This window comes from Phaeobacter cretensis, assembly GCF_047372505.1.
Lineage (GTDB): Bacteria > Pseudomonadota > Alphaproteobacteria > Rhodobacterales > Rhodobacteraceae > Phaeobacter > Phaeobacter cretensis.
Genome location: NZ_JBKBEU010000001.1, coordinates 2,626,289 through 2,648,375 on the forward strand (window position 1 = coordinate 2,626,289; position 22,087 = coordinate 2,648,375).

The following is a 22,087-nucleotide window of genomic DNA, read 5'->3' on the forward strand; positions in this document are numbered from 1 at the left end:
ACACAGTTCTAGCCGCCAATTAGGTCGGGAATGCTGCTTAGGTCGCCTAACACATGTTGGGGCTTCCAGGGTAGGCGATCAATTGGTTCACCATTCCGGTTGACCCAAGCGGTTACAAATCCATAGCCTGAAGCCCCCGCCGCATCCCAACCATTTGAGGATACAAACAGCACCTCGTCGCGCTGACAGTTGAAACGTCTGCCAACAAGGTCGTAAACACGTTCGTCAGGCTTGAAAACACCGACGCTTTCGACGGACAAGACATCATCCAGCACTTGGCCTAGCCCAGCAGAGCGTACCGCTCCGTCCAGCATTTCCGGGGATCCGTTGGACAGAATAGCAGTCTGCATTCCCGCTGCCTTAAGCGCGCGTAGCATCTGCGGCACTTCCTTATAGGCCTGAAGCTGCCAGTAGAGATCCAGTAGCCGTTTTCGCAGCTGGGGGTCGCCACTAAGGCCGGTTGCTTCCATCGCCCAGTCCAGGCCGTCTTGTGTGACGTCCCAGAAATCGGTGTGCGTTTTGGTAATGGCGCGCAACCAGGTGTATTGCAGCTGTTTTAAGCGCCAGTGGTTTGCAAGCTCTACCCAGTTATCAACTAAATGTGGAAACTCAGGTTCCTGGGCGGCTTGGCGGGCGGCGGCGGTTACATCGAACAATGTTCCATACGCGTCGAAGATACAGGTGCTGATCGCCATTGGTGCTCCGGTTCGGTGGTCTTCAGTTGGTTAAGCCTAGGCGCAAATTGGGCGTTAACTCCAGCCACAATCCCGTAGGACACACAGGAAAAGCAGTTACCCGGACCCGCACTGATCCATCGGGTTTACATCATGGTTCGAACCTATACTGTGCGCGGCTTTGTAACCTAATTCGAACTGGGGGTCCTATGACCGAGGTAAAAAGCGGCGATACCGTGCGCATCCATTATACAGGCAAGCTGACAGACGACAGTGTCTTTGACAGCTCTGAAGGGCGCGAGCCGCTTGAGTTCACCGTAGGCTCTGGCCAGGTCATTGAGGGAATGGACGCCGGATTGGTTGGTATGACCGTTGGTGAGAAAAAGACGCTCAATATTCCCGCGGATCAGGCGTATGGGCCAAGTCACGATGAAGCCCGGCAGACCATCCCGCGTGAGGGGATCCCTGATGACATCCCACTTGAGGTCGGGACCCAGCTGCAAATGCAAGCTCCGACGGGCGAAGTTCTGCCGGTAACTGTTGTTGAAGTGACGGAGGCCACGGTGACGTTGGACGCAAACCATTCTTTGGCAGGCAAGGATCTGATTTTTGACATCGAATTGGTGTCTATCAACTGATGCACCTGAGGCGGTGCCCCTTGCGCCGCCTCGTCAAACCGGCTCTCTTAACAGCGGTATAGTTCGCGGTGAAAGAGAACGGGATGACCAATTTTACCACTTCAGCGGCTTTTATGGACCGCTTTGGGATTTCCTTGCCGATCCTGCAGTCACCCATGGCTGGCGTCAGCACCCCAGAGATGGCAGCGGCAGTCAGCAATGCTGGCGGCCTCGGAGCTTTGGGGGTCGGTGCTGCAACGGTCACGCAAGCTGAGCAAATGTTACGCCAGGCCGCGATTCTGACGGATGGCCCTATTAATATCAATGTGTTTTGCCATGAACCTGCGGTTCAAGACCTTGCGCGCGAGAATATGTGGCTGCAGAGGCTAGCGCCTGTATTTCACAAGTACGATGCGAACCCGCCGCAGAAATTACACGAAATCTATACCAGTTTTTGCGTTGATGCGGATATGCAGGCCATGGTGCTTGCACAGAGCCCTGCCGTTGTCAGTTTTCACTTTGGCATCCCTCCACAAGCGGTGATTTCAGCCTTGCGGGCTGCTGGAATCTTATTGCTGGCGACAGCGACATCTCTGGCGGAAGCACGGATGCTGGAGGCCGCTGGTCTCGACGCTATTGTCGCGCAGGGGTGGGAGGCCGGCGGGCATCGGGGTGTCTTCGATCCGACCGCTAAGGATGCAAGACTTGAGACAATGACTTTGGTTCGTGAATTGGTGGCTGGAGTCGAGTTGCCCGTTATCGCAGCGGGTGGCTTGATGGCTGGCTCTGACATAGCGCAGGCGATCGCGTCGGGCGCTGTCGCTGCACAGTTGGGCACAGCCTTCATTGCATGTCCGGAAAGCAGCGCCGACGACGGATATCGGGCTGCATTGCAGGCGAACGACCTGCAAACCGAGATGGTTTCAGTGATTTCAGGCCGCCCTGCGCGGTGTTTGAGAAACCGTTTTACCGAGTGGGCAGCGGAAATTGATGGAGAGCTGATACCGGATTACCCCATAGCCTATGACGCAGGCAAAGCCTTGAATGTGGCCGCCAAACAAGCGGGAGAGATGGGTTACGGGGCGCAATGGGCGGGGCAGGGCGCAGCCAGTACACGCGCTGTGCCGGTAGCCGATTTGATGCGGTTGCTTGAGGCAGAGCTGGCTGAGGCGAAGTAAGATACTGCCATAGGTCACGATCAAAAAAGGGCACCGCAATGGGTGCCCTTGGCTATTTCTTAGACCAAGCAAAAGGCAGTCAAAGGTTGTCCTGCTGCGGCATCCCGAGCACGTGGAACCCACCGTCGACGCGAATAATCTCACCCGTCGTGCAGGCGCCTGCGTCAGAGGCAAGGTAGACGGCAGTGCCACCCACAGCTTCCAAGGTCGCATTGTCACGCATAGGTGTGTTTTGTGCAGTGTGTTTGAAAGTCTTGCGCGCCCCGCCGATGGCAGCGCCCGCCAGGGTTTTCATTGGCCCTGGTGAGATCGCATTGACGCGTATTGCTTCCGGGCCAAGGTCATTGGCCAAATACCGGGTTGCGCTTTCCAGAGCAGCTTTTGCGACACCCATCACGTTGTAATTGGGAACCACACGGTTGGAGCCCTGATAGGTAAGTGTCAGCAATGTGCCGCCTGCGTTCTTCATCAGAGGATAGGCGCGGCGAGCCACCTCGACAAAGGAATACGCCGAGATATCCATCGAGTTCTTGAAGTTCTCGCGGCTCGTGTCAAGAAAACGCCCCGTCAGCTCAGACTTGTCCGAATACGCAATGGCGTGAACCACAAAGTCGATGCTATTCCAGCGCGTTGTCAGCTGTTCAAACGCTGTGTCAAGCGATGCGTCGTTGGTGACATCCACATCTACCATAAAGTCGCTGCCGACGCTTTGTGCAAGTGGTTCTAGTCGCTTGCCAAAGGCGTCACCTTGATAGGTAAATGCCAATTCGGCGCCGGCTTCAGCCATAGCCTTGGCGATACCCCAAGCGATCGAACGATCGTTGGCGACTCCCATGATCAGGCCACGTTTCCCCGTTAGTACTCCCGACATACGCCGTTATCCTTTGTATTTGCTCAAAACCATTGAGCCGTTGGTGCCGCCAAAGCCAAAGCTGTTGGTCATCACACTATCTAGGCCAGCATCTTCAACCAGCTGAGTAGCGACCTCTTCCGGTTCGATGCCATCGGCCAACGTGTCGACGTTGATTGACGGAGTGATAAAATCACTGTCCAGCATCAGCAGGCAGAAGATGGCTTCCAATGCGCCGGCAGCACCCTGCGCATGACCGGTCATCGACTTGGTCGAAGAGACTGGTGGCACTTTGCCTGCACCAAACACGCGGCGGGCGGCTTCTATCTCACCAACATCGCCTACTGGCGTCGAGGTGCCGTGCGCATTGATATAGCCCACCTTGCGGCCTTCGGGCAGGGATTGCAGCGCTAGGCGCATGGCCCGTTCGCCACCTTCACCCGAGGGGGCGACCATATCGTGTCCGTCTGATGTCGCAGCAAAACCAGTGACTTCGGCGTAGATTTTTGCGCCACGAGCCAATGCATGATCAAGATCCTCCAGCACAACGATGCCACCACCGCCGGAGATCACGAAGCCATCGCGGTCTTGGTCAAATGCACGCGACGCTTTTTCGGGCGTGCTATTATATTTTGATGACATTGCGCCCATTGCATCGAACAGACAGGACAGAGTCCAGTCCAGTTCTTCGCCGCCCCCGGCGAACATTACGTCTTGCTTGCCCATCATAATTTGTTCTGCAGCATTGCCGATACAATGAAGTGAGGTGGAGCAAGCCGAGGTGATCGAATAGTTGATGCCCTTAATCTTGAACGCAGTCGCAAGATTGGCAGAGATAGTCGAGGACATGCACTTGGGGACGGCAAACGGCCCGATCCGTTTGGTGGCACCCGTTTTGAGCACGGTTTGGTGCGCCGTGAGCATCGCCGATGTGGATGGTCCGCCAGAGCCTGCAACCAAGCCCGTGCGTTCATTCACGACTTGACCTTCGGAGAGGCCCGCATCGGCAATCGCCTGCGTCATCGCGATATGGGCATAAGCGGCACCGGCGCCCATAAACCGCAAGGAACGTTTGTCGATGTGGTCGACAACATTCAGCTTAAGCGTTCCCGCTACCTGGCTGCGGAAACCATGCTCAACCATTTCAGGGCTGGCTTCAATGCCAGATTTACCTGCTTTGAGAGAGGCAAGAACCTCTTCGGCATTGTTCCCGATGGACGAAACGATGCCCAGACCGGTGACGACGACACGACGCATGCTGCGTACTCCTATGCTAATTCAGGGGGCCAGAGGAAAGCTATAGGTCAGCTCTCGGACAAGGCCACCTTCATATCTTTGACCTGATAGATGACTTCGCCATCCGCCTCGACGATCCCATCGGCAACGCCCATGGTCAAGCGGCGGGTCTGAATAGCTTTTGTGAAGTCGATCTTGTAAGTCAGCAACTTGCGATCTGGTCGCACCATGCCTGTCAGCTTGACCTCACCAACACCCAGCGCGTAGCCACGCCCCTGCCAGCCGCGCCAGCCCAGGTTGAACCCAGTAAGTTGCCACAGGCCATCCAGACCCAGGCAACCGGGCATGATTGGGTTGCCAGGGAAGTGGCAATCAAAGAACCAGAGACCAGGTGTGATATCGAATTCCGCCGTAATGTGGCCTTTGCCATGGGAACCGCCATCGGCTGAAACATCTGTAATGCGATCCATCATCAACATAGGGGGCGCAGGCAGCTGCGCATTGCCTGGGCCGAACAGCTCGCCTCTGGCGCATTTCAGCAAGTCGTCTTTGTCAAAGCTGCTGGGGTAATCGGCCATGCTGGCGCTTCTCCTGCCTATGTTATGATCGCGTATCTGGCCCCCTGTAGCACCCGTTTCGACTCTCCTGCAAGGGTTGCGGCCGTTGCGGCTGAACCAGCGTCCGGCCTGTTGCCTTCAGGTTTTTCAACTGTGACAATCACAGGATAGATATCGAAGCCGCGCAAATTGAATTGAATACATAGGCCCTTTCGGCCTATAAACGCGTGCAGCAACGCAATGCAGGACCTGCTTTATGACGCCAACACCCGCAGACATCGCTACCAACTGGCTTGAGACAGCTGGATTGCGCCCGACTCGCCAGCGGGTGGCGCTCGCAGAATTGCTGGTTGGTGACGGCAAACATCGCCATGTCACTGCCGAAAGCCTGTTTGATGCGGCCAAGGACAAGGGTGCTGCAGTGTCGCTGGCGACGGTTTACAACACGCTTCGTGCATTCTGTGAAGCCGGCGTGCTGCAAGAAATCACCGTGGATGGTTCAAAGAGCTACTTTGATACCAACACTCATGATCACCCCCATTTCTATTGGGAAGATGAGGGGCGCCTATCGGATGCTCCGTCTGACCAGCTCGTCATCAAAAGCCTTCCGGCTGCCCCTAAAGGCGTAGAAATTGCTTCGGTTGATGTCGTGATCCGGTTACGCAAGGTCTGAATGCCGGTTGGCCCAATTTGGCCGATGCTTCAGTCGGCAAAACTATCAGGTGTTCGTGAGGCAACAGCCAGCGTTTCTGTAAGAACACCCTGCGCGCGTTCCATCAGGCTATTCTTGGCAGGTGTGCTGTGACTTATCAGAACCAGAGGTTCTTCGGCTATCTTGTCGGTGATAGCGATAGCAACCAGTAGTTTCCCATCGTATGAGCATTTGCTGGGCGGAGCACTATAGGTGATGCCGATGCCTTCGCCGTTCGCGGCAAGGCTGCGCAGTAGTTCGACGGATGCGGCTCGGTGGGCAATACGCGGCAGCGCCCCGATTGATTTGAATAGTCCGAGCATATGGCGGACGGACAGCCCCTCTTCCGATAGAATCAATGGTTGATCCGATAGATCGGATAACGACAGCTGACTGCGACTTGTCAGCATATGATCCTGTGGAACTAGCGCGACGGGTCTCCGGCGAGACACTTCACGCCGCGCGAAGCCGACGTCGACACCAAGATCATAGCTGAGCGCGATATCGATATCCCCTGAAACCATCGCGGCAACTAGAGGTTCAAAATGATCAACTCGATACCTGATAGCTACACCGGGGAGGGCAGCTCGCAGACTCTTGAGAACTGGTGCCAGTAGAAAGGGGGCGAGGTCGTTAAAGCAGCCCAAAGTCAGTCGTTGCCCTATTGTGTATTCGGTTCCTTGCTGTTCGAGTCGTGCAGCTTGTTCAAGAAGCGTTTGCGCCTGTGCGATGAAGCTGCGTCCTTGAGGTGTTAATATCACTGCGGCACCGCGGCGACGCAGAAACAAGATTTCCCCCAACTGGGCTTCAATCCGGGCAAGCGCGGTCGACAGCGCGGGCTGGCTGACATGGATCGCTGCCGACGCTGCTGACAGGCTGCCATGCTTCGCGATTGCACAAACATATTCGTAGTGACGAAGAGTAAGGTATAACATCAGATAATATGCTGGATCATGATATATTATTTGAACATGCTTCGATCTTGGCTGCAAGATAAGCTCTTATACCCGCCTTGGCCTGATCAGATTCAGCAGGCGCACCGGAACGATGGCGCCGATCGGCAATGGTGCCTGCACATTAGGAAGCGCGACATGGTTCACCCTCTTATAACCCAAGATCACATCGGGCAGTTTCAGCGTGACGGCGTGGTGCTGATCCGCGGTTTGTTTGCTGATCAAGTGGAGCTTTTACGCGACGGGGTCGAGGTGAATATGGCAGAGCCTGGCCCTTATGCATCCAACAACGAAAAGAAAGGGCAAACCGGCCGTTTCTTTGATGATTATTGCAATTGGACCCGCATTCCTCAGTTCCAGCAGGCGATCAAGCAGTCACCGGTGGCTGAGGTTGCCGCCGATTTGATGGAGTCCAGGCGGGTGCAGATGTTCCATGACCACGTCTTGGTGAAGGAGCCCGGCACTTCGATGGCTACGCCCTGGCATCAGGATGGGCCGTATTATTTTGTGGAAGGTCAACAGACGGTCAGTTTTTGGTCCCCGCTTGATCCGGTGACGGATGCGTCTCTGCGTTGTGTTGCAGGCTCCCATCGCTGGCAAAAGGAAGTTTTGCCGACCCGCTGGGTGTCTGAGGAGGGGTTCTTTGCTGATGAAGGCCAATATATGCCTGTGCCCGACCCCGAGGCTGAGGGTATGACGATCAAGGAATGGGATATGCAGCCGGGCGATGCTGTGGCGTTTAACTACCGAACCCTGCATGGTGCGCGTGCGAATATCAGCAAAACCCGCCGTCGTGCCTTTTCGTTGCGTTTGGTGGGGGATGACGTTCGCTATGTCGAGCGACCCGGCCCCACTTCACCGCCCTATCCGGGCCACGAAATGACACATGGACAGGTTTTGCGCGAAGACTGGTTTCCAGTGCTCTTGCAACGCTGAACCGCAAAGCAACGCGTATCGAATGGTCTTGCGCGTTGCTCAAGCACAAGGTGGTGCTGTGACTTTAGGGGTTAAAACCATTGCCCGGGTTCCATCAATCCCAAGTCTAGCAACTGTCGCGAATGCCAATCAAAAGGCGTGGAATTGTGCCAGTGAAAGCTGTCGATCTCAAATGATGATCCAGGGTTGCGTTTCAGGGCCTTTGCCGTGCGAAAGGAGCATATGGCAGCAGTCAGATTATGATGCCATGGGCAAGCATAGGTGTTGTACTCCGGCTCGCTGAATCGATGGTCATCCAATAGGACAAGATCGGGTTTCGCACGGAACAGTGAAATCCGATCGATCTTGCGGCTGGCAGCAGGGATGTGTTCTTCGTACCGCCAGCGCACGCCACCGTAGAAATCCAATTGACGTTCAAGAGGGTTGCCAGTTCGGATGTCATTGCGTGCCTGCGCATAATAGCCGGATTTGTCGAGATGTGCGGTTTCTAGCGACACGCCGTCAGGTGCGATTTCCAGATCCGTCGCATAGAGGTCGATGACATAGCTTAGCATTGCCTCGCGACGTTCTTCGGCATGAAATCCAAGCAGTTCTAATACATTACGGGTCTCACAGAATGGGTAGAATAGATATTCGGCGTTGTAACAGTAGTATAGCCAGCATCCAGTCTCCGCAGCCGCAATGATCTTGTTGATAGCTGAAAACACCAGCGCAGGAACCCCGCAATCAAAAGGCACCCGATGTATGCGCTTTTCCAGATCATAGGGGATGTCAAAGGCATCCGGCATAAAGGCCACAACCTCGGTAAAGCCTAAATCCAGATGGTGACGCAGTGTTGTCGCGATCTCAACCTTGTCTTCAACGAAGATCAAGGCGACAGGCCCCTTGATCAGGATCTTTTCGGCGTCGTCAAGAAACCCCTGAAGTGATGAATGCATCATATCTGCTTGCCTGCTTTTATCTGCCGACTTCCCTGTCTGGCGATTGTTGCTAAAGTCGTGTAATCCGCGCGCCATTGCAAGCAGAGGCGTTTCCCGCTATTCCACGCTGCTGTTGCGACCCTCCGGTGAAAAGGTTGTCCCTATGAGCGCCCCTAAGAAGCTGTTTATCAAGACCTATGGCTGTCAGATGAATGTCTATGACAGTGAACGTATGGCCGAGGCGCTGGGCAGTGGTGGCTATGTCGAGACAAAGTCGCCGGATGACGCGGATATGATCCTGCTGAATACATGCCACATTCGGGAAAAGGCCGCCGAGAAAGTCTATTCGGAATTGGGCCGTTTCAAAGGCCTGAAAGCTGCGAAGCCTGATCTGAAAATCGGGGTTGCAGGCTGTGTTGCTCAGGCCGAAGGTCAAGAAATTATGCGTCGGCAGCCGTTGGTTGATCTGGTGGTTGGTCCGCAAAGCTATCACCGTCTGCCTGAAATGGAGGCGAAGGCGCGTGAAGGTCAGAAGGTTCTCGATACTGATTTTCCTGACGAAGACAAATTTGAGAAACTCAAGAGCCGTCCCATAGCAAAACGAGGCCCGACCGCATTTCTTACCGTTCAGGAAGGCTGCGATAAGTTTTGTGCATTCTGTGTGGTTCCTTACACCCGTGGTGCCGAGGTCAGTCGCCCGGTTGATCGGGTCTTGGGGGAGGCGCGGGACCTGGTGGAGCGCGGAGTGCGTGAAATTACGCTGCTGGGGCAGAATGTGAATGCTTATCATGGTGCAGGTAGCGATGGAAGTGACTGTACATTGGCACAGCTGATCTGGGAACTGGACAAGGTTGATGGCCTAGAACGGATCCGCTTTACTACGAGTCATCCCAATGACATGCAGGACGACCTGATAGAGGCGCATGGCAGATGTTCCAAATTGATGCCATATCTGCATCTTCCTGTGCAGGCCGGGTCCGATAAGATTCTCAAGCGAATGAACCGCGCTCATACTTCTGAAAGCTATCTTCGCTTGATTGAACGCATCCGCGCAGCACGCCCTGATATCCTGATCTCTGGCGATTTCATTGTCGGTTTCCCGGAAGAGACTGAAGCTGATTTCCAAGCTACTCTCGATCTTGTGGAAGAGGTCAAATACGGCACTGCCTATTCGTTCAAATATTCAACCCGTCCAGGAACACCCGCGGCCGAGCGGCCCCAAGTCGATCCGGTTGAGGCTGATGACCGGCTCCAGCGCTTGCAGGCGCTGCTGACAAAACAGCAGCGTGAGATACAGGACAGTATGGTAGGGCGTGAAGTTGGCGTGCTTTTCGAAAAAGCAGGCCGGTTCCCGGGCCAGATGGTTGGCAAATCTGATTACCTGCATGCGGTTCACGTGGCAGATTGTGATCGTGCAATTGGTGATCTCGCCCGCGTGCGGATTTTGTCGTCCGGTACCAACTCGCTGGCTGCCGCCCTAATCGATTGATTGCGGGTTCCCTTGGTTGGTTGCCATCTTTCGGTCGGCCCTTCTGAGGTTGCGACAGAGCATCAACGCGTGAAACTTTTGTTTTCCTTAAGCAAATGATTGCAATTTACGCCCTATACCTGCGAATATTAACTCAACGATCTGTAACAAGAGCGTCTGGGGCGGCACGCGTGACGCGTACGAACGACTGGTGAGAGGGAAATTGGGTGTGTTGAAACCAATGAGGAAACATCTTGGTCGGCTGTTTGTCGTTACCGTCGCAACCGTCGGCTTTGGCGCAAGCGCAATAATGGCGCAGGACGCTGGCATTGGCGGTGTGGTTGGCCAGAGTTACGTGCCAACGATCTGGGTCGACCCTGACGGCTGTGAACATTGGGTGATGGATGATGGCGCTGAAGGTTTCATGACCCCGCATGTCACACGAGACGGCAAGCCGGTGTGCCGTCGCGGCGATATCTGCGGCGTCATGCCCAGTGATCAGTTCTTTGCCACAAATAAACATCGGATCAGCGCTGCGGGTCAGCAACGTCTGCGTGAGTTCTTTCAAACCGCCAACGCGCGATCATTCATCATCACCGGCCATACCGACAGCCGCGCTTCGGATGAATACAACATGCGCCTGTCGCAACGCCGTGCCAACGCGGTAGCGAAAGTCGGACAGTCTACTGGTGCCCGCATCCTTGAGGCACGTGGCTACGGTGAGCGGGACCCACGCGTGCCGAATGATTCTGCCTCTAACATGGCGCAGAACCGTCGTGTCGAAATCATCTGCCTACGCTGAGGAGCATAGTTATGTCATTTATCAAAACTGCGCTTCTTGTATCCGTAGCCATTGGCTTGTCTGCCTGCGGCGAAAAGGTCGATAAGACCGTTGACCGTGGGTTCGACAGTAAACACCTTTCTCAGCTGAAGGCGGGGATTTGGGTTGATCCTACCGGATGCGACCACTGGATTATCGACGATGGCGTCGAGGGCTACCTGTCGCAGCGCCTTGCTCCGGATGGCCGCCCTGTGTGTTCGGGCGTGGCGCCTCCCAATACCGCGACCGGGCCATTTAAATCCGGATCCAGCGTTTCGGACCCGATCTGATTTGATTGTTCGGCCTATTCGGACTCGTATGTGTTGGCCGCCCTATTGGGGCGGCCAATTTGTTTCAATCGCGTGAAATTGCGTATGCGTAGCTTGCGCCGGGGCGACCGGAGGGGCAAACTGAAAGAACAACGTCAAAGACAGGAGACCGGATTGGCCATTGGCACTTTGACCCCATCGCAGGAGCAGGACGCCACTCATGAGGCGCTGCTCGAATTTCCTGATAACCGACTATTGATAGATCTGTGCGGTGAATACGATCGCAACCTCGCAACGCTCGAGCAGAAGTTGGAAGTGCAGATCGTCCGACGTGGCAATCAACTCTCTGTGTTGGGTGCTGAGCCTGCTCGTGACCAGGCAGCCGCGGTTCTGGCTGCGCTATATGACCGGCTTGAATCTGGTCGGAGCGTCGAGGCCGGAGATATCGACCGCGAGTTGCGCATGGGACAGGTACAGGCTGCCAGCTCCGGTAGCCAGTTGGAGATGTTCCGTGGTGGTAAAGTTGAAATCAAAACCCGCAAAAAACTGGTTGAACCGCGCACTGACGCGCAAAAAGCCTATGTTCAGTCCCTGTTCGAACATGAGCTTGCGTTTGGTATCGGCCCGGCGGGCACTGGCAAAACTTACCTTGCCGTGGCCGTTGGTGTGAGCATGTTCATCACCGGTCATGTGGACAAGATCATCCTTAGCCGCCCGGCTGTGGAAGCCGGGGAAAAGCTTGGCTATCTCCCGGGTGATATGAAGGACAAAGTCGACCCGTATATGCAGCCGCTCTATGATGCGCTGAATGATTTTCTGCCAGGCAAGCAATTGGCCAAGCTTCTGGAAGAAAAGCAGATCGAGATTGCACCACTGGCTTTCATGCGAGGGCGGACACTGTCGAACGCCTTTGTTGTGCTGGATGAGGCGCAGAATGCCACAACAATGCAGATGAAAATGTTCCTGACACGTCTGGGTGAGGGATCGCGCATGGTCATCACCGGTGACCGTAGCCAGGTCGATCTGCCGCGCGGTGTATCATCCGGTTTGGCAGATGCTGAACGTTTGCTAAGCAATATTCCCAAGGTGAGCTTTAATTACTTCACCTCGCGGGATGTGGTGCGCCATCCGCTTGTGGCGGCGATCATTGAGGCATATGAGGCGGATGAGAAACCCGCTTGATCCGATGCGTTGTTACTGAGTGATGGCAGGGAATTATTTAGGGGCGGCGCTACAAGGAACTGCTGCCCCGGATCCTCCTGTATCTTCCTGCTTTCGCGGGTGGCCCCGTCACGTAGATTGTTGCAATGACCCTCGATATCTCCATCGACGACACCCGCTGGCAGCATGCCGACCTGGAAGTGCATGCCACTCAAGCTATTGATGCAGTTCTTGGGTATTTCGATTTAGACGCGGAAGACTGCGAGCTGTCATTGCTGGCGTGCGATGACGCACGCATCATGGAGCTAAATACGGAATTTCGTCAGAAGGCCAAACCGACCAATGTGCTTAGTTGGCCAGCCGGTGACCTTTCGGCCGAGCGGCCCGGCGGCGAACCACTGCCACCCGAGGCGGATTTCACCGGCGAAATTCCGCTCGGAGATATCGCGATAGCCTACGACACCTGCATGCGTGAAGCCGAGGCCGCAGACAAGCCATTGGCCGACCATCTCCGTCACCTGATCGTTCATGGAGTGTTGCATCTTCTAGGTTACGATCACATTCGTGACCTTGACGCCACTCTGATGGAGGGTCTTGAGGTGGAGATACTTGGCAAAATGGGTATCGATGACCCATATACTTTGGATGACAGCCCAGATCACGGGCGTATCGGATAGGAACGATGGACGATATAGACGGAAGTTCTAACGCGGCGCAGGGCGCGCTGGAGAACAAGGGTAGCGTTGGCGAAGCCGTAGCTGCCGTACAATCAACGGGGTTTCTGGGGCGTATTTTCAGCTCTTTCACTCCTACCGAAACCAACGAAGATGTAGTCTCCGGTGTGGAGGCGCATAAGACGAACCAGCCGCATGGGATGATCAACCTTCGTCGCCTTAGGGTAGAAGACGTCGCAATACCAGCGGCCGAAATTGTGGCGATCCCAGTATCGACACCCAAGGACGAGTTGGTTCAGATCTTTCGTGAAAGCGGTTTTACCCGTATCCCCGTCTACGAGGGAACGCTGGATACGCCCATCGGGTTTGTCCATCTCAAAGACTTTGCCTTGATGCATGGTTTCAACGGTACTGATGCTGACTTCGGATTGCAGAGCATGGTGAGGCCATTGTTGTTCGTGCCTCCGTCGATGACAATTGGCGTACTGCTGACCAAAATGCAGGCTGAGCGACGGCATATGGCGTTGGTGATTGACGAATACGGCGGCGTTGACGGGCTGTTGACCATCGAAGATTTGATTGAGCAAGTTGTAGGCGAAATCGAAGACGAGCATGACGCCGGCGAAGATCAGACTTGGTTTCGAGAGAAACAGGGCTGCTATATCGCGCAGGCACGCACGCCACTGGATGAATTTGAGAACGAAATCGGGTGCTCGCTTACCAGCCATGAGGATGTCGACGGCGAGGAAATCGATTCACTCGGTGGCTTGGTTTTTATGCTTTCAGGGCGAGTCCCGGCACGCGGCGAAGTCATTCAGCATCCTGACGGCCCAGAATTTGAGGTCATGGACGCTGATCCACGGCGCATCAAGCGGCTGAGGGTGCGGCTGCCGGACTATTCGGGGTGATCACCATCGGATGGCGCAGTTTTGGCCTGTCGCCTTTGGTTCGACGCCTGACTATCGCGATTGTGGTTGGGGCGCTTTTGGCTTTTGCTCTGGCACCTTTCCACGCGCTTTGGCTGGTTGTGCCTTGCTTCGGGATGGTCGGTTATCAACTGCTGCAACTCTCCAGCGCTCGGCAGGGTGCGTTGTTTGGCTGGCTGTTGGGAACGGCTTACTTCTCAGTTGGAATGATCTGGATCTATGAGCCGTTTCAGATCGATGCTGCACGCTATGCCTGGATGGCTCCCTTTGCAGTCGTGGGGCTTGCTGTCGGCTTGGCTTTGTTCTGGGCGTTGGCTTTTGGTTTGGCCATACGATGGGCGCGCGGACACCTCCGCCTTGTCTTACTGATTGCCACACTGTCGCTTGCCGAATTTGCGCGCGCCTATGTCTTCACCGGCTTGCCTTGGGCCGCGTTTGGACAGTTCTGGATCGATACTCCTGCAGCGCAGCTGTTGCCTTGGATCGGTCCGCATGGCTTGGCGGTGTTGACACTTATTGCTGCGTTGCCGATTGGCCTCATCCGTTACCATCCAGTCGTTGCATTGGCACCGTTCTTTGTAGTTGGTTTCGCCGTTTTGATGGCGCCGAGACCTCCCACCGCAGTGTTGACCGATAAAATAGTGCGTTTGGTGCAGCCCAACGCACCGCAGGATGAAAAATGGCATCCAGATTTGCGTTGGTCCTTCGTGCAGCGCCAATTGGAATATTCACGGGCCCCAACGGTCGACGGGTCAGCTGTTGACCTTATTGTTTGGCCGGAAACGGCTGTTCCCTTGATGCTGAATTATGCAGATGATGTGCTGGATCAGATCGCAAAGGCAGCAGGAGATACGCCGGTGTTGCTGGGGATCCAGCGCAAGACCGAGGGTCGATATCATAACTCTGCTATCGTGCTGGAGGGCAATGGAGTCCCCAGCCAAATCTATGACAAGTCTCATCTGGTACCTTTTGGTGAATATGTTCCGGCTGGGAACCTTCTGGCGCGTTTTGGCATCTATGGATTTGCATCGCAGGCGGGTGCTGGGTATGCGGCCGGGCCGGGGCCTCGACTGCTGGATTTAGCAGTGGGCAAAGCCTTGCCTCTGATCTGCTATGAGGCTGTCTTCCCACAGGATGTAAATGCCGCACCGGGGCGGGCTGACCTGCTGATCCAGATTACCAATGATGCCTGGTTCGGTACTTACTCAGGTCCCTATCAACATATGGTTCAGGCGCGGATGCGTGCAATTGAGCAGGGGCTACCCATGGTAAGGGTCGCCAATACGGGCATTTCGGCAATGATCGACCCCAACGGGAGAGTGTTAGGTGAACTGCCTTTGGGAGAGGCAGGATATCTGGACGCAGCCCTTCCAGCTCCTCTAAGGCCGACGCTGTATACTAGGACCGGAGATTGGCCTGTGTTTCTTTTCTGCGTCATTCTGGGTGGGTTCGCGCTGCATCGCTGCAACGTACTTGCGCGTCAGTCATAGCTGCTTAACCTCTCGGCTTTATAGATTGACGACACACGTCTCCCCGCGTACTGCGGATCGATTACTGCCACAACGGCTTCCTGGCGTGGCAGGCTAAACCCAACGGAGCACCTTTCATGACCCGCACGAATTATACCTTCACCTCGGAATCGGTTTCCGAGGGTCACCCGGATAAGGTCTGTGACCGTATCTCGGACGCCGTTCTTGATGCCTTTCTTAAAGAAGAGCCCGAGGCGCGCGTTGCAGCTGAAACCTTTGCGACCACCAACCGTGTGGTCATCGGGGGGGAAGTCGGTTTGTCGGATCAGGACAAACTTCACGACTACATGGGCCGCATCGATGAGATCGCCCGCGCTTGCATAAAAGACATCGGCTATGAACAGGACAAGTTTCATCACGAAACGGTCAATATTACCAACTTGTTGCATGAGCAATCTGCTCATATCGCACAAGGCGTCGATGCGGCAGCCGACAAGGAAGAAGGTGCCGGTGATCAAGGCATCATGTTTGGCTTTGCCACCAATGAAACGCCCGCATTGATGCCAGCACCAATCCAGTACAGTCATGCGATTCTACGCCGACTGGCCGAAGTGCGAAAAGATGGAAGCGAACCGACTCTTGGCCCGGACGCCAAGTCGCAGCTCTCGGTGATCTATGAAAACGGCAAGCCGGTGCGCGTCAGCTCTTTGGTTTTGTCTACCCAGCATCTTGACGAGACACTGACGTCCAATGATATCCGGGCGATCATCGAACCTTATATTCGCGAAACGCTGCCAGACGGTTGGTTGACCAATGAAACTATCTGGCACGTAAACCCAACCGGGAAATTCGTCATTGGTGGCCCTGACGGCGATGCTGGCCTGACTGGCCGCAAGATTATCGTTGATACATATGGTGGCGCGGCCCCACATGGCGGTGGTGCATTCTCGGGTAAGGATCCAACTAAGGTTGATCGCTCGGCTGCTTATGCCTCCCGCTATTTGGCGAAAAACGTTGTGGCTGCGGGCCTTGCGGATAAATGCACCATTCAGCTTTCATATGCGATTGGCGTGGCCAAACCGCTGTCGATTTACGCTGACACTCATGGCACCGGCGATGTGGATGCGGCCAAGATCGAGGCGGCAATCGATCAGATCATGGATTTGACGCCGCGCGGCATCCGTAGTCATCTTGGGCTGAATAAACCAATTTACGAACGGACGGCGGCATATGGGCATTTTGGCCGTGAGCCAGATGCCGACGGCGGATTTAGCTGGGAGCGTACAGATCTTGTTGATGCGCTGACCAAAGCGCTCTGAGAGGCATAGGCCTTTGGCGAAAACTGAGGACAGGCGGGGTTTGCCCCGCCTTTTTATGTGTGCCGTTTCCCAGATCACTTTGTGGCAAGCCGCAAGATAGGCTGCTCTCGTTGTTGACGTTGGCTGGAATAGCTGTCCTCGGCTTGACCCAAGCGCAGGCATCGGGCACAGGAGCGGCCAGGTTTTGATCGCTCGATAGGAAAGTCCCCCGATGTCTGATGACAACAAGCCCAACCAAGCGCCCTCCGGCGATAGTCGGCCCAACGCGGTTGACAAACATCAGAGCGGCGCGCCGTGGCGTAACTTCTATGGGCGGTTGAAAGGGAAGCAACTCAAAGACAGTCAACAGCGATATATTGATGAGGATCTCGCCTCGCTTAGCCCGGGCGCGGTGGGATGGGATGTTAATCCAGACCGCACCAATCTTGATTTAGCAGCCATGTTCGAAGGGCGCGACGTCTGGCTTGAGATCGGTTTTGGTGGCGGTGAGCATCTGGTCCATCAGGCTAAATCTAATCCGGATGTTGGGATTATCGGTGCAGAACCATATATCAATGGCGTGGCCATGCTTCTGGGTAAAATCCGGCGTGCTGGTGCGGACAACATTAAAGTACATCCAGGTGATGCTCGTGATCTGATGGATGTGCTGCCGGAGCAATCCATCTCGCGCGCATTTCTGCTATACCCAGATCCTTGGCCGAAGGCACGCCACCACCGCCGCCGCTTTGTGACCCAGGAACATCTTGCTCCGTTGGCGAAATGCCTGAAACCAGGGGCTATCTTCCGCATTGCAACGGACATTCCAGACTATGTGCGTCAGACAATGGACGAAGTGCCGAAGGCAGGGTTCGAATGGCTGGCGGAGGGGCCAGATGACTGGCGCATGGCCTGGGATGATTGGATTTCAACTCGGTATGAGCAGAAGGCACTACGCGAAGGGCGAACTCCGCACTACATGACCTTCCGACGTCTCTGAGCTTTCTTTCCGCGTACTTTATCGCCCAAACAATATCTTGAGGGCGCGACAACGGGAAAACACGCTGGACCGAAACCGAGCGATTGGGTAGGTCCAATTGTGAACGCTAGCATTTCGAAAGGTTCCCTATGTCCGGACACGGCACGCCCCTCCCGATGACTTCGCACCGCGCGGATCCGCTGACCGGCATTGCCGAAGTGCCAGGTGACAAATCGATCTCACATCGCTCGCTGATTCTTGGTGCGCTGGCGGTTGGTGAAACCAAGATCTCCGGCTTGCTTGAAGGCGAAGATGTGCTGGACACTGCCAAGGCGATGCAGGCTATGGGAGCCGAAGTCACAAACCACGGCAGTGGCACTTGGTCGGTACATGGGGTTGGTGTTGGTGGACTTGCCGAGCCAGACCAAGTCATCGACTGTGGAAACTCGGGCACTGGGGTACGCCTTATCATGGGCGTTATGGCAACCTCTCCCATCACGGTGACCTTTACCGGAGATACCAGCCTGAACAAACGCCCAATGGCACGGGTCACTGACCCGATATCTTTGTTCGGCGCTCAGTCTGTTGGCCGCTCGGGCGGCCGTCTGCCGATGACAATTGTTGGCGCTGCCGATCCAACACCGGTTGTCTACACAGTGCCAGTCCCATCGGCACAAGTGAAGTCTGCGGTGTTGCTGGCAGGATTAAATGCGCCTGGAAAGACGGTGGTTATTGAGAAAGAAGCCACGCGTGATCATTCCGAACGGATGTTGGCGGGCTTTGGCGCAGAGATAACTGTTGAAGACACGGATGAGGGACGGGTGATTACCCTAACTGGGCAACCTGAGCTGAAGCCACAGACTATCGCGGTTCCGCGCGATCCGTCCAGCGCAGCCTTTCCTGTCTGTGCAGCGCTGATTACGCCTGGCTCCGATGTGCTGGTGCCTGGTATCGGTCTCAATTCAACGCGGGCAGGCTTGTTCTACACCCTGCAAGACATGGGTGCGGATCTTACTTTTGAGAATATGCGCGAAGAGGGTGGTGAACCCGTCGCTGACCTAAGGGCGCGCTACTCACCCGATATGAGGGGGATCGACGTTCCTCCAGAACGAGCCGCATCTATGATCGATGAATATCCGGTTCTCTCGGTTGTGGCTTCTTTTGCCACCGGCAAAACGATGATGACCGGCGTTAAGGAACTGAGGGTCAAGGAAAGCGACAGAATTGACGCAATGGCGCGCGGCTTGCGTGCCAACGGCTTGATGGTTGAAGAAGGCGATGACTGGTGGTCTGTGTCAGGTTTAGGTCCGGACGGAGTGCCCGGTGGCGGCACGTGTGAGAGTTTCCTGGATCACCGGATTGCAATGTCATTCATGGTGATGGGCATGGGGGCGCAAAAACCAGTGACCGTGGATGACGGAACGCCGATTGCCACATCCTTCCCTATCTTCACTTCCTTGATGACTGGGCTGGGGGCCCGGTTTGAGACAACGGAATGAGCTTTACGGTAGCAGTCGACGGCCCTGCAGCAGCAGGCAAAGGCACCATATCGCGGGCAGTCGCGGCACATTTTGGCTTTGCTCATCTGGATACCGGGTTGCTCTATCGCGCGGTTGGCGCGCGGATGCTGGAAGGTGGCAAGCCAATTGAGGCCGCTCTTGCGCTGTTGCCGGAAGATCTGGAACGTCCGGAGCTACGCACTGCGCAGGTAGCGCAGGCCGCATCCAAGGTCGCTGTGATCGCAGAGGTCCGTGCCGCGCTTGTCGATTTTCAACGTGCTTTTGCACGTCGGGCAGGTGGGGCGGTGCTGGATGGCCGTGATATCGGGACGGTGATTTGTCCGCGTGCGCAGGCCAAATTGTTTGTTACCGCCAGTGCAGAGGTGCGCGCGCAGCGCAGATTGCAGGAACTCATGGCTGCAGGAAACCCCACAAGTTTTGACGAAGTGTTGGAAGATGTGAAGGCGCGCGATGCGCGCGATACCAACCGGTCTGAATCTCCTTTGAGACCTGCCAGTGACGCCGTGCTTATTGATACAAGCGCATTGAGCATTGATGAAGCGGTCGCAACGGCCATCGCAGCGATAGAAGCCCGCTGTGAAACTGGGTCTCCGGTATGAGATAGGTTTGCGACACTGACGGGTGGACGCGCGTTGGTGTGTGAAACATTCTTCCACACTATTGGCTCTGATGACGGTTTCTCTTGCGCTGTTGAGGGAATCCGCATACTAAGCGCGCTGTCACTATAGAGGCGGTTAACGCACGGGCGGCATTCTGAGCAGGGTCGGGGCATACCTCGGCCCTTTGTGTTTGTTTGATCAGACCGGCATGTGCTGCGCCTCATACGGACCAATCTTCAAGACCGGTGGAGACAACCGCCCGGCCAGATAAAACCGATTTGTAAAGGAAACCTGAGACCACATGGCTCAAACAACATCGATGGAGGAATTCGAAGCCCTCCTGCAAGAAAGCTTCGAAATGGACACACCCGAAGAAGGGTCTGTCGTAAAAGGCAAGGTTATCGCGATTGAAGCGGGCCAGGCTATCATCGACGTCGGCTACAAAATGGAAGGCCGCGTTGAGCTTAAAGAATTCGCAAACCCTGGCGAAGCACCCGAAATCTCTGTTGGCGACGAGGTGGAAGTCTACCTGCGCGCGGCTGAGAATGCCCGCGGCGAAGCTGTCATCTCGCGTGAGATGGCCCGTCGTGAAGAAGCATGGGATCGCCTGGAAAAAGCATATGCCGACGATCAGCGCGTCGAAGGTGCGATCTTCGGCCGCGTCAAAGGCGGCTTCACTGTCGATCTGGGCGGCGCTGTTGCGTTCTTGCCCGGCTCGCAGGTTGACGTGCGCCCTGTGCGCGACGCCGGCCCTCTGATGGGTCTGAAGCAGCCGTTCCAGATTCTGAAAATGGACCGTCGTCGTGGCAACATCGTTGTGTCCCGTCGTGCCATTCTCGAAGAATCGCGTGCCGAACAGCGTGCTGAAGTCATCGGCAATCTTTCCGAAGGTCAAGCGGTTGACGGCGTGGTCAAGAACATCACCGAATACGGTGCGTTTGTAGACCTCGGCGGCGTTGACGGCCTGCTGCACGTCACCGACATGGCATGGCGCCGTGTGAACCATCCCTCAGAGATCCTGTCGATCGGCGAAACCGTCAAGGTTCAGGTCATCAAGATCAACAAAGAGACTCACCGTATCTCCCTCGGCATGAAGCAGCTGCAGGAAGATCCGTGGGATCTGGTTGGTGCCAAGTACCCGCTGTCGTCCGTACACAAGGGTCGCGTTACCAACATCACTGATTACGGTGCATTTGTTGAGCTGGAACCAGGTGTTGAAGGTCTGGTTCACGTGTCCGAGATGTCCTGGACCAAGAAAAACGTTCACCCTGGCAAGATCGTTTCGACCAGCCAGGAAGTCGACGTTATGGTTCTGGAAATCGACGGTTCCAAGCGTCGCGTCTCCCTTGGCCTCAAGCAGACCATGCGTAACCCATGGGAAGTGTTTGCAGAAACACACCCCGAGGGCACTGAGGTCGAAGGCGAAGTCAAGAACATCACCGAATTCGGTCTGTTCATCGGCCTCGACGGCGACATCGACGGTATGGTTCACCTCTCCGACCTGAGCTGGGACGAGCGTGGCGAAGATGCGATCCAGAACTACCGCAAGAGCGACATGGTTTCGGCCGTTGTCTCCGAAGTGGATGTTGAAAAAGAGCGTATTTCCCTGTCGATCAAAGCACTAGGTGGCGACAAGTTCGCAGAAGCAGTGGGCGGTGTTAAGCGCGGTTCCATCGTAACTGTGAATGTCACCGCGATCGAAGAAGGCGGCATCGAAGTAGAATACGAAGGTATGAAGTCCTTCATCCGCCGCTCCGATCTGTCTCGTGATCGTGCCGAACAGCGCCCTGAGCGTTTCTCGGTTGGTGACAAGGTTGATGTGCGCGTGACCAATGTGGACGGCAAAACTCGCCGTCTGGGTCTGTCGATCAAAGCACGCGAAATCGCGGAAGAAAAAGAAGCCGTCGAGCAGTATGGTTCCTCCGATTCCGGCGCGTCGCTGGGCGACATTCTGGGCGCAGCTCTGAATACCGGCGACTGATTTCAGTAGCGCGCTTAGCTGATGATTTTGAACGGCCCCACCTCTCAGAGGTGGGGCCGTTTCCTTTTGTCGCAGGTTGCAAGAACACGCGTTGTGGCGAGATTGAAGCGGAGCAGCATCTCTATGCTCGACTGCGAATCACAAACTCATCCTTCCTCCAGCTGATGAATTTTGGTCGCTATAGCCCTGGTTTGGGAGGTGAAGGCGTCTGAATATGCCTAATGATAGGCAAACACTGACTTATTTATGGGGCAGGCCTGCATCCACTGTTCCCGGTTAGAGGTTTTGTACCTATAGTCTATGGATAGAAACTG

Annotated in this window: 22 protein-coding genes and 1 riboswitch; of the genes, 16 read left to right on the forward strand and 6 right to left on the reverse strand. The window is 55.4% G+C overall.

The window, feature by feature from the left end; all coding sequences use genetic code 11:
• Window positions 1-8: 8 nt before the first annotated feature.
• Complete coding sequence (locus ACEWZM_RS12535) at window positions 9-695, reverse strand: haloacid dehalogenase type II (RefSeq protein ID WP_414006746.1); 687 nt, start codon at window positions 693-695, stop codon at window positions 9-11.
• A 188-nt stretch (window positions 696-883) separates the two neighbouring features.
• Between ACEWZM_RS12535 and ACEWZM_RS12540 the strand changes: the two genes are divergently transcribed.
• Both ACEWZM_RS12540 and ACEWZM_RS12545 read left to right on the forward strand, forming a co-directional pair.
• On the forward strand, window positions 884-1,312 hold the full coding sequence (locus ACEWZM_RS12540) for an FKBP-type peptidyl-prolyl cis-trans isomerase (RefSeq protein WP_414006747.1): 429 nt from the start codon (window positions 884-886) through the stop codon (window positions 1,310-1,312).
• A gap of 83 nt (window positions 1,313-1,395) precedes the next feature.
• Window positions 1,396-2,469 carry an NAD(P)H-dependent flavin oxidoreductase gene (locus tag ACEWZM_RS12545; RefSeq protein WP_414006748.1) on the forward strand — a complete coding sequence of 358 codons (1,074 nt, stop codon included), beginning with the start codon at window positions 1,396-1,398 and terminating at the stop codon, window positions 2,467-2,469.
• A 79-nt stretch (window positions 2,470-2,548) separates the two neighbouring features.
• Here the strand turns inward: ACEWZM_RS12545 and ACEWZM_RS12550 are convergent, their stop codons facing one another.
• From ACEWZM_RS12550 to fabA, 3 genes are read right to left on the reverse strand one after another with little or no spacing between them, the layout of a single operon-like run.
• Window positions 2,549-3,340: an enoyl-ACP reductase FabI gene (locus tag ACEWZM_RS12550; RefSeq protein WP_414006749.1), complete on the reverse strand. Its 792-nt coding sequence runs from the start codon at window positions 3,338-3,340 to the stop codon at window positions 2,549-2,551.
• Window positions 3,341-3,346: 6 nt separating this feature from the next.
• Entirely contained in the window at window positions 3,347-4,576 is a 1,230-nt protein-coding gene (gene fabB, locus ACEWZM_RS12555) for a beta-ketoacyl-ACP synthase I (protein WP_414006750.1), read from the reverse strand.
• A 47-nt stretch (window positions 4,577-4,623) separates the two neighbouring features.
• Window positions 4,624-5,133, reverse strand: coding sequence for a bifunctional 3-hydroxydecanoyl-ACP dehydratase/trans-2-decenoyl-ACP isomerase (gene fabA, locus ACEWZM_RS12560; RefSeq protein ID WP_414006751.1), 510 nt, complete (start codon window positions 5,131-5,133; stop codon window positions 4,624-4,626).
• Window positions 5,134-5,368: 235 nt separating this feature from the next.
• On the opposite strand from fabA, the gene irrA reads away from it, so the two are divergent.
• Window positions 5,369-5,785, forward strand: a complete 417-nt coding sequence (gene irrA, locus ACEWZM_RS12565) for an iron response transcriptional regulator IrrA (protein WP_414006752.1) — start codon at window positions 5,369-5,371, stop codon at window positions 5,783-5,785.
• A 29-nt stretch (window positions 5,786-5,814) separates the two neighbouring features.
• Here the strand turns inward: irrA and ACEWZM_RS12570 are convergent, their stop codons facing one another.
• Entirely contained in the window at window positions 5,815-6,738 is a 924-nt protein-coding gene (locus ACEWZM_RS12570) for a LysR family transcriptional regulator (protein ID WP_414006753.1), read from the reverse strand.
• A 156-nt stretch (window positions 6,739-6,894) separates the two neighbouring features.
• Between ACEWZM_RS12570 and ACEWZM_RS12575 the strand changes: the two genes are divergently transcribed.
• Window positions 6,895-7,692, forward strand: a complete 798-nt coding sequence (locus ACEWZM_RS12575; RefSeq protein ID WP_414006754.1) for a phytanoyl-CoA dioxygenase family protein — start codon at window positions 6,895-6,897, stop codon at window positions 7,690-7,692.
• Between the two features lie 71 nt (window positions 7,693-7,763).
• Here ACEWZM_RS12575 and ACEWZM_RS12580 read toward each other — a convergent pair whose 3' ends face one another.
• Entirely contained in the window at window positions 7,764-8,633 is an 870-nt protein-coding gene (locus ACEWZM_RS12580) for a glycosyltransferase family protein (protein ID WP_414006755.1), read from the reverse strand.
• Window positions 8,634-8,775: 142 nt separating this feature from the next.
• Between ACEWZM_RS12580 and miaB the strand changes: the two genes are divergently transcribed.
• The 12 genes from miaB (at window position 8,776) to rpsA (ending at window position 21,773) form a co-directional block, all read left to right on the forward strand.
• Window positions 8,776-10,101: a tRNA (N6-isopentenyl adenosine(37)-C2)-methylthiotransferase MiaB gene (miaB, locus tag ACEWZM_RS12585; protein ID WP_414006756.1), complete on the forward strand. Its 1,326-nt coding sequence runs from the start codon at window positions 8,776-8,778 to the stop codon at window positions 10,099-10,101.
• A 289-nt stretch (window positions 10,102-10,390) separates the two neighbouring features.
• Window positions 10,391-10,882, forward strand: coding sequence for an OmpA family protein (locus tag ACEWZM_RS12590; RefSeq protein ID WP_414008031.1), 492 nt, complete (start codon window positions 10,391-10,393; stop codon window positions 10,880-10,882).
• Window positions 10,883-10,893: 11 nt separating this feature from the next.
• Entirely contained in the window at window positions 10,894-11,190 is a 297-nt protein-coding gene (locus ACEWZM_RS12595; protein ID WP_414006757.1) for a hypothetical protein, read from the forward strand.
• 153 nt (window positions 11,191-11,343) lie between these two features.
• Complete coding sequence (locus tag ACEWZM_RS12600) at window positions 11,344-12,351, forward strand: PhoH family protein (protein ID WP_414006758.1); 1,008 nt, start codon at window positions 11,344-11,346, stop codon at window positions 12,349-12,351.
• A gap of 125 nt (window positions 12,352-12,476) precedes the next feature.
• Window positions 12,477-13,007 carry an rRNA maturation RNase YbeY gene (ybeY, locus tag ACEWZM_RS12605; protein WP_414006759.1) on the forward strand — a complete coding sequence of 177 codons (531 nt, stop codon included), beginning with the start codon at window positions 12,477-12,479 and terminating at the stop codon, window positions 13,005-13,007.
• 5 nt (window positions 13,008-13,012) lie between these two features.
• Entirely contained in the window at window positions 13,013-13,912 is a 900-nt protein-coding gene (locus tag ACEWZM_RS12610; protein ID WP_414006760.1) for a hemolysin family protein, read from the forward strand.
• 5 nt (window positions 13,913-13,917) lie between these two features.
• A complete protein-coding gene (gene lnt / locus ACEWZM_RS12615; RefSeq protein ID WP_414008032.1) occupies window positions 13,918-15,420 on the forward strand; it encodes an apolipoprotein N-acyltransferase in 1,503 nt (500 codons plus the stop codon).
• Window positions 15,421-15,481: 61 nt separating this feature from the next.
• Window positions 15,482-15,530: riboswitch (SAM-SAH riboswitch) on the forward strand.
• 6 nt (window positions 15,531-15,536) lie between these two features.
• Window positions 15,537-16,718 carry a methionine adenosyltransferase gene (metK, locus tag ACEWZM_RS12620; protein ID WP_414006761.1) on the forward strand — a complete coding sequence of 394 codons (1,182 nt, stop codon included), beginning with the start codon at window positions 15,537-15,539 and terminating at the stop codon, window positions 16,716-16,718.
• A gap of 211 nt (window positions 16,719-16,929) precedes the next feature.
• A complete protein-coding gene (gene trmB, locus ACEWZM_RS12625) occupies window positions 16,930-17,694 on the forward strand; it encodes a tRNA (guanine(46)-N(7))-methyltransferase TrmB (protein WP_414006762.1) in 765 nt (254 codons plus the stop codon).
• 128 nt (window positions 17,695-17,822) lie between these two features.
• Window positions 17,823-19,172 (forward strand): 3-phosphoshikimate 1-carboxyvinyltransferase, encoded by a 1,350-nt coding sequence (aroA, locus tag ACEWZM_RS12630; protein ID WP_414006763.1) that lies wholly within the window; start codon window positions 17,823-17,825, stop codon window positions 19,170-19,172.
• Entirely contained in the window at window positions 19,169-19,792 is a 624-nt protein-coding gene (cmk, locus tag ACEWZM_RS12635) for a (d)CMP kinase (RefSeq protein ID WP_414006764.1), read from the forward strand. Before aroA ends, cmk begins: the two co-directional genes overlap by 4 nt.
• 301 nt (window positions 19,793-20,093) lie before the next feature.
• Window positions 20,094-21,773, forward strand: coding sequence for a 30S ribosomal protein S1 (gene rpsA / locus ACEWZM_RS12640; RefSeq protein ID WP_414006765.1), 1,680 nt, complete (start codon window positions 20,094-20,096; stop codon window positions 21,771-21,773).
• Window positions 21,774-22,087 lie beyond the last annotated feature (314 nt).

Coding starts and splice junctions, on each gene's coding strand:
- ACEWZM_RS12535 (WP_414006746.1), bottom strand. CDS start 695: ATGGCGATCAGCACCTGTATCTTCGACGCGTATGGAACATTGTTCGAT.
- ACEWZM_RS12540 (WP_414006747.1), top strand. CDS start 884: ATGACCGAGGTAAAAAGCGGCGATACCGTGCGCATCCATTATACAGGC.
- ACEWZM_RS12545 (WP_414006748.1), top strand. CDS start 1,396: ATGACCAATTTTACCACTTCAGCGGCTTTTATGGACCGCTTTGGGATT.
- ACEWZM_RS12550 (WP_414006749.1), bottom strand. CDS start 3,340: ATGTCGGGAGTACTAACGGGGAAACGTGGCCTGATCATGGGAGTCGCC.
- fabB (WP_414006750.1), bottom strand. CDS start 4,576: ATGCGTCGTGTCGTCGTCACCGGTCTGGGCATCGTTTCGTCCATCGGG.
- fabA (WP_414006751.1), bottom strand. CDS start 5,133: ATGGCCGATTACCCCAGCAGCTTTGACAAAGACGACTTGCTGAAATGC.
- irrA (WP_414006752.1), top strand. CDS start 5,369: ATGACGCCAACACCCGCAGACATCGCTACCAACTGGCTTGAGACAGCT.
- ACEWZM_RS12570 (WP_414006753.1), bottom strand. CDS start 6,738: ATGTTATACCTTACTCTTCGTCACTACGAATATGTTTGTGCAATCGCG.
- ACEWZM_RS12575 (WP_414006754.1), top strand. CDS start 6,895: ATGGTTCACCCTCTTATAACCCAAGATCACATCGGGCAGTTTCAGCGT.
- ACEWZM_RS12580 (WP_414006755.1), bottom strand. CDS start 8,633: ATGATGCATTCATCACTTCAGGGGTTTCTTGACGACGCCGAAAAGATC.
- miaB (WP_414006756.1), top strand. CDS start 8,776: ATGAGCGCCCCTAAGAAGCTGTTTATCAAGACCTATGGCTGTCAGATG.
- ACEWZM_RS12590 (WP_414008031.1), top strand. CDS start 10,391: ATGGCGCAGGACGCTGGCATTGGCGGTGTGGTTGGCCAGAGTTACGTG.
- ACEWZM_RS12595 (WP_414006757.1), top strand. CDS start 10,894: ATGTCATTTATCAAAACTGCGCTTCTTGTATCCGTAGCCATTGGCTTG.
- ybeY (WP_414006759.1), top strand. CDS start 12,477: ATGACCCTCGATATCTCCATCGACGACACCCGCTGGCAGCATGCCGAC.
- ACEWZM_RS12610 (WP_414006760.1), top strand. CDS start 13,013: ATGGACGATATAGACGGAAGTTCTAACGCGGCGCAGGGCGCGCTGGAG.
- metK (WP_414006761.1), top strand. CDS start 15,537: ATGACCCGCACGAATTATACCTTCACCTCGGAATCGGTTTCCGAGGGT.
- trmB (WP_414006762.1), top strand. CDS start 16,930: ATGTCTGATGACAACAAGCCCAACCAAGCGCCCTCCGGCGATAGTCGG.
- aroA (WP_414006763.1), top strand. CDS start 17,823: ATGTCCGGACACGGCACGCCCCTCCCGATGACTTCGCACCGCGCGGAT.
- cmk (WP_414006764.1), top strand. CDS start 19,169: ATGAGCTTTACGGTAGCAGTCGACGGCCCTGCAGCAGCAGGCAAAGGC.
- rpsA (WP_414006765.1), top strand. CDS start 20,094: ATGGCTCAAACAACATCGATGGAGGAATTCGAAGCCCTCCTGCAAGAA.